This is a genomic window from Candidatus Binatia bacterium (assembly GCA_036382395.1).
GTDB lineage: Bacteria > Desulfobacterota > Binatia > HRBIN30 > HRBIN30 > JAGDMS01.
Genome location: DASVHW010000197.1, coordinates 1 through 6,368 on the forward strand (window position 1 = coordinate 1; position 6,368 = coordinate 6,368).

A 6,368-nucleotide genomic window follows, 5' to 3' on the forward strand; every position below is an offset into this window, starting at 1 on the left:
CGCCCGAGATCGATCAACAGGTGGCCAACGCGCGCGCCAACTACGATATCCAGGCGCTGACCAGTCAGCGCAACCAGGAGCTGGTGACGCGGGCGCTGATCGCGCGACAGGTTGCCGACGAATCGCGCGCCACCATGCTGCAGGCGCAGGCCGCCCTCGAACAGCTGCAAGCGCTGCAGCGCTACAAGGTGATCCGCGCGCCCCTCGACGGCGTGGTGAGCGCGCGCTACGTCGATCCAGGCGCGCTCATCCCACAAGCCACGACGCCGACCAGTGCCAGCCCCATCGTCGCGCTCGCGACCCTGAGTCCCGTACGGGTGTACGCTGACGTCCCGCAGAGTGCCGCGCCGCTCATCCAAAACGGCGCCCCGGTAACGATCACCGTCACCGGGTACCCGGGTCGTGAGTTCCAGGGCAGCGTGACGCGGCATCCAGATGTGTTGCGGCCGGCAACGCGTACCATGCTGGTGGAGATCGATGTCCCCAACGAGGACCTCTCCCTGCTGCCCGGCATGTACGCCAAAGTGACCTTCAACGTTGCGGTCCCAAGTGGCCCACCACTGGTGCCGGACGACGCTCTCATCTTTCAGGGCGGCAATGTCTACGTACCCGTCGTGCGCGACAACCGGCTGCACCTGGCGCAGGTCACACTCGGTTATGATGACGGACGGTTGGTCGAGGTCCAAGGCGTTGGCCTCGATGACGTGGTGGCGGTCAACTTGGGCCAGTCGGCGCACGAAGGAGAAGCGGTTCAACCCGTGCCCCTGGCGCAACCGTAGTCGACGCGCCGGTCAGTTTCCCCGCTGCTCTTGCGGTGCTTGCGTTACCATCACAGCTCGAACTCCTGATGAAGGGCAGGCATTTCCACTCGAGTGTTCGACAAGTGCCCCGCGAACTGACGCATGGTCTCGCGCTCGCCGTGCACCAGAAAGGTGCGCCCCGGATTACCGATCTGCTGGTGCCAGCTGAGCAACTCCGCCTGGTCGGCGTGGGCGGAAAATCCGTTGATCGTGTGAATGCTGGCGCGCACCGGAATGTCTTCGCCGAAGAGGCGGACCTGCTTGGCGCCGTCGATGATCAGGCGGGCCAGGGTGCCGTTGGCCGCGTAGCCGACGAACACAATGCTGGAGTCTGCGCGCCAGAGATTGTGCTTGAGATGGTGCCGCACGCGTCCGCCGGTGCACATGCCGGAACCCGCCATGATGACGGCACCGCCGTTGATGCGGTTGAGCGCCATCGACTCTTGCGTTTCGCGCGTGAAGTGCAGTCCCGGAAGGCTCAGAGGATCCCGCCCGGCGCGGAAGAGCGCCGTGGTCTCCGCGTCATAGCACTCCGGGTGGCGCTCGAAGATCGCGGTGGCGGAGATGGCCATGGGCGAGTCGAGGAACACCTGCAGCGCGCGCGGTAGCCGGTCGGCCTGCACACCCTGGCGCAAAAAGTAGAGGATCTCCTGGGCGCGTTCCAACGCGAACGTCGGGATGATGACGTTGCCGCCGCGCTTGAAGGTGTCGGTGATGGCCGCGTAGAGCTCTTCGACCGACTGCGGGATCGGCCGGTGCAGCCGGTCCCCGTAGGTGGTCTCCATGACCACGGCGTCAGCGTGGGGTGGTGGAGCCGGATCCCGCAACAGTGGCCGGCCGGCGTTGCCCAGGTCGCCGGAGAACAGCACCGTCTGCCGGTGCCCGGCTTCCTCCAACTCCAGGTAGACGCAGGCCGAGCCGAGGATGTGGCCAGCATCAAGAAAGGTCGCGCGCACGCCGAGCGCGAGTTCCACGGGCTGACCGTAGGCCGCCGTGCGTCCGAAATGGTCGAGGCAGTTCAGCGCCTCCAATTCCGTGTACAGGGGCGTAGCGCTCGCGGCACGGTTGCCCTGCCGGTCGGCCTGGCGTGTGGCATTGCGCGCCTCTTCCTCCTGCAGGTGGCCGGCGTCCAACATCACCAGCCGGGCCAGCTCGCGTGAGGCGGCAGTAGTGACGATTTCGCCGTGGAAGCCGCGCTTCGCCAGCAGGGGCAGGCGGCCGCAGTGGTCGAGGTGGGCATGGCTGAGCAGCACGTAGTCGATGCTGGCGGGATCGAAGCCGAAGGGCTCCGCGTTCTCTTCGGCGAGATCACGTCCGCCCTGGAAGAGGCCGCAGTCGATCAAGATCCGTTTCCCCGCGCACTCGATCAGGTGGCAGGAGCCGGTGACGTCGCAGTCCGCGCCGTGGAATGAGAGTTTCAAGATACCCTCCTCGGTTGTCTGTTGGCGTCAGGTGGACTTTGCATCCCGTGCCCGAACTCAGGTCGACGCGAGCAACGGCTCGCCGTTGACCTCGTGCCAGTGCAGGATGCCGTCCCAGATCTCCTGCGCGGTTTCCGCGAACCAGAACAGCTCGCGGTCCTCCAGGTCGATCACACCCTCCTCGACCAGAAAATCGACATTGAACGCCTGGCGCCAATAGGTCTCACCCACGAGCACGATCGGCACCGGCTTGATCTCGCGCGTCTGCACCAGGGTCAACGTCTCGAACAACTCATCGAACGTACCGTAGCCGCCGGGAAAGGCCACCAGCGCTTTGGCCCGCAGGAGAAAGTGCAGCTTACGCAGGGCGAAGTAGTGGAAGCGAAAGCACAGGTCCGGGGTGATGTACGGGTTCGGGTACTGCTCGTGGGGCAGGTTGATGTTCAGGCCGATAGACTTGGCCCCGACGTCATAGGCGCCGCGGTTAGCCGCCTCCATCATGCCGGGGCCGCCGCCGGTCATGACCACCACGCGACAATCGTGCGGCCCCTGCCCGGCGTTACCCACCAAGCGACCGAACTCGCGGGCGACGTCGTAATAGCGGCTCTTGGCCTCGATGCGCTCGGCCACCGCCAGCCGCTGCGGCCACTCCGGGTTGCCGGGGTCTCCCGCCACGGCAGCTTGCAGCCGCTCGACATTCCGCCGCGCGGCGGCCGGCTCCGGAATGCGCGTGCTGCCGAAAACGACGATGGTGTGGTCGATCCCGTGCTGCTCGAGCAGGAGTTCCGCCTTGAAGTAATCCACCTGCAGGCGTACGCCGCGCGTCTCGTCACGGTTCAGAAAATCGACGTCCTCGTTGGCCTCGCGATAGCTGGGATTGGCGAGAATCGCCGCGACGCGCCGCGGCGCGTCCGGATCCTCCTCGGCCGGCTTGGGCCGATGCGACGGCAGCGGTTCACGCCGCCGGTGCGGGTGTGCGGGCGGAGTGATGCGCACGCCTTTGACCGGTGTGGAGGAGTTTTTCACTGCTCGCGCCCGCCCCGACTCGGTCCGGACAGGCGCACCTTCGAAACACCGGGGGATTCAGCATGTGTCATCGGTTCGAGAGCTGTATCACGAATCGGACGCCGTGTTGACTCCTGCGCTCATGCGGGCTTGCCCCAACGCCAGTCGCGAATTTCCGGCATGTCCTCGCCGTGCTCGTAGATGTACTCCTTGTGTTCGATGAGCTTGTCGCGAAGTTCCTGCTTCACGTACGCAGCTTTGCTGTTGAGCTGCGGCAGGCGATCGACCACGTCCCCAACCAGGTGGAAGCGATCAAGGTCGTTCAACACCGCCATGTCAAACGGCGTCGTGATCGTCCCTTCTTCCTTGTACCCGCGCACGTGCAGGTTGTCGTGGTTCGTGCGACGATAGGTCAGCCGATGAATCAACCATGGATAGCCGTGGTACGCGAAGATGATCGGCTTGTTCTTGGTGAAGAGCAGGTCGAAGTCCTGATCGTTCAGGCCGTGCGGATGCTCACTCGGGGGCTGGAGCTTCATGAGATCGACCACGTTGACCACCCGGATCTTGAGCTCGGTAAAGTGCCGGCGCAGGATCTGCACCGCGGCCAGTGTTTCCAGCGTCGGCACGTCGCCGGCGCAGGCCATCACCAGGTCCGGCTCTGCGCCCCGGTCGCTGCTGGCCCACTCCCAGATGCCGATGCCGGCGGTGCAGTGCTTGATCGCCTGGTCCATGTTGAGCCACTGCGGCGCGGGATGCTTGCCGGCCACGATGACGTTGACGTAGTGGCGGCTCCGCAGGCAGTGATCGGCTACCGACAGCAGACAGTTGGCATCGGGCGGGAGGTAGACGCGGATGACCTCGGCCTTCTTGTTCACGACGAGGTCGATGAAGCCCGGGTCCTGGTGCGTGAAGCCGTTGTTATCCTGCCGCCAGACGTGCGAGGCGAGCAAGATGTTGAGTGACGCGATCGGCCGCCGCCAGGAAATGTGGCGGGTGACTTTGAGCCACTTGGCGTGCTGGTTGAACATCGAGTCGATGATGTGGATGAAGGCCTCGTAGGAGTTGAACAGGCCGTGGCGGCCGGTCAGCAGGTAGCCCTCCAGCCAGCCCTCGCACTGGTGCTCGCTCAGCACCTCGATCACTCGCCCCTCTGGGGCGAGATGGTCGTCGCTCTCGATGATCGTGGCCTCCCACTGCTTGTCGGTCGCCTCGAACACTGCAGTGAGACGATTCGAGGCGGTCTCGTCTGGTCCGAAGATGCGGAAATTGTGCGGGTTGAACTTGATTACGTCGCGCAGGAACGTGCCCAGCACGCGAGTGTCCTCGGCATCCACTGACCCGGGTGCCGGCACCTCCACGGCGTAGTCCAGGAAGCCGGGCAACTTGAGGTCGCGGAGAAGGATGCCGCCGTTGGCGTGCGGGTTGGCGCCCATGCGCCGCTCGCCCGTCGGAGCCAGTTCCGCCAGCTCGGGGCGCAGCCGACCGGCTTGGTCGAAAAGCTCCTCGGGTTTGTAGCTTCGCATCCAGCTGTCGAGAAGCTTCAGGTGTTCGGGATTATGGGCGGGATCGGAGAGCGGCACCTGGTGGGCTCGATACGTCCCCTCGATCTGCTGGCCGTCGACGACCTTTGGCCCCGTCCAGCCCTTGGGCGTCTTCAGGATGATCATGGGCCAGCGCGGTCGCTGCGCCAAGCCGGTGGTGCGCGCCTCGGTCTGGATGCGTTTGATCTCGGCGATGGCCATGTCGAGCGTTTCCGCCATGAGCTGGTGCATCTGCCGTGGCTCGCTGCCCTCGACAACGTGCGGCGTGTAGCCGTAGCCGTGGAAGAGCTGCTGCAATTCCTCTTCGCTGATGCGGGCGAGCACGGTCGGGTTGGCGATCTTGTAGCCGTTCAGGTGCAAGATCGGCAGAACGGCCCCGTCGCGTGCCGGGTTCAGGAACTTGTTTCCGTGCCAGCCAGTGGCCAACGGCCCGGTCTCGGCCTCGCCGTCGCCCACCACGCAGGCGACGATCAGCTCCGGGTTGTCGAAGGCGGCGCCAAAGGCGTGGCTCAAGCTGTAACCGAGCTCGCCGCCCTCGTGGATCGAGCCCGGGGTTTCGGGGGAGACATGGCTCGGGACGCCGCCCGGGAAGGAGAACTGTTTGAACAGCCGCTTCATCCCGTCCTCGTCTTGCGAGACATCCGGGTACAGCTCGCTGTATGTGCCCTCCAGGTAGGTGTTGGCCACCAGGGCGGGTCCGCCGTGCCCGGGACCAGAGATGTAGATCATGTTGAGGTCATGCTCCTTGATGACCCGGTTCAGGTGGACGTAGATGAAGTTCTGCCCTGGCGTCGTGCCCCAGTGCCCGAGAAGCCTCGGCTTCACCTGCTGCAGGGTAAGAGGCTTCTTCAGCAGCGGGTTGTCATACAGGTAGATCTGGCCGACCGACAGGAAATTGGCCGCCCGCCAGTAGGCATCCATTTTTCGAAGAAGTTCACCTGACAATGGCATCGTCATCGCGTCACCTTCCGTGGCTCCGTGTAGAGGAGTCAGGTCCGGACCATCCGCTAGGGGCTAGCGGCCGGTCCGTTTACGCATACCATCATCGGCGTACTCGTGCCGCCGAAAGCGGTCGTGACGACGAGCGGGACTGGCTGAATGCAGGTAAACGGCCACCGCACGACGAGCATGGTAGGCGTCACCGCTTCCACCGGCGCGGCTACCCCATCGATCTGCACGCAGTTGCCGCGTAGCGGCACGCAGCGGTTGCGCCCGCGCACGTCGGTGCACTTGTCCTCGGCAAACAGTCCGTCGATCACGTTAAATCCGCTGCCGAAGATGCGCACCAGCCCGCCGCGCCTTCCCGTCGTTGGCTCCGTGCTGGAAACCACGGGCGGTTGCTGCGAGCGGTGCGCCTGTGTCGGAGCGACCGTCGTGTGGACGGCGTGGTCTCCAACGTCGTACGCGATAATCGCGCCGTCATCACAGGTCGTACCATGCCCGCAGTGCTCCCACTGATTATTGGCGGCGCTCACATCGAGGCCGGTCGAGTTGCGCAGGTTGCTGCCTCCCGCCGGCAGGTTGTTTTGCGCAAAGGCGTTGTTGCCCGGGCTGCCGAGTGCTCCACCACCGAAATCGGCGCTCGACAGGTTCGCCAC

General features: G+C 64.9%; 5 protein-coding genes. 1 reads left to right on the forward strand and 4 read right to left on the reverse strand.

The features are described from left to right. Positions 1-779: efflux RND transporter periplasmic adaptor subunit (locus VF515_09075; protein HEX7407785.1), on the forward strand; the 779-nt coding region annotated here is incomplete at its 5' end. Positions 780-829: 50 nt separating this feature from the next. Here VF515_09075 and VF515_09080 read toward each other — a convergent pair. The 4 genes from VF515_09080 to VF515_09095 form a co-directional block, all read right to left on the reverse strand. Next, positions 830-2,221, reverse strand: coding sequence for an MBL fold metallo-hydrolase (locus VF515_09080; protein ID HEX7407786.1), 1,392 nt, complete (start codon positions 2,219-2,221; stop codon positions 830-832). 57 nt (positions 2,222-2,278) lie between these two features. Beyond that, positions 2,279-3,172 carry a TIGR00730 family Rossman fold protein gene (locus tag VF515_09085; GenBank protein HEX7407787.1) on the reverse strand — a complete coding sequence of 298 codons (894 nt, stop codon included), beginning with the start codon at positions 3,170-3,172 and terminating at the stop codon, positions 2,279-2,281. A gap of 194 nt (positions 3,173-3,366) precedes the next feature. Next, positions 3,367-5,727 (reverse strand): phosphoketolase family protein, encoded by a 2,361-nt coding sequence (locus tag VF515_09090; GenBank protein ID HEX7407788.1) that lies wholly within the window; start codon positions 5,725-5,727, stop codon positions 3,367-3,369. Between the two features lie 50 nt (positions 5,728-5,777). After that, on the reverse strand, positions 5,778-6,368 hold a 591-nt coding region (locus VF515_09095), incomplete at its 5' end, for a hypothetical protein (GenBank protein HEX7407789.1).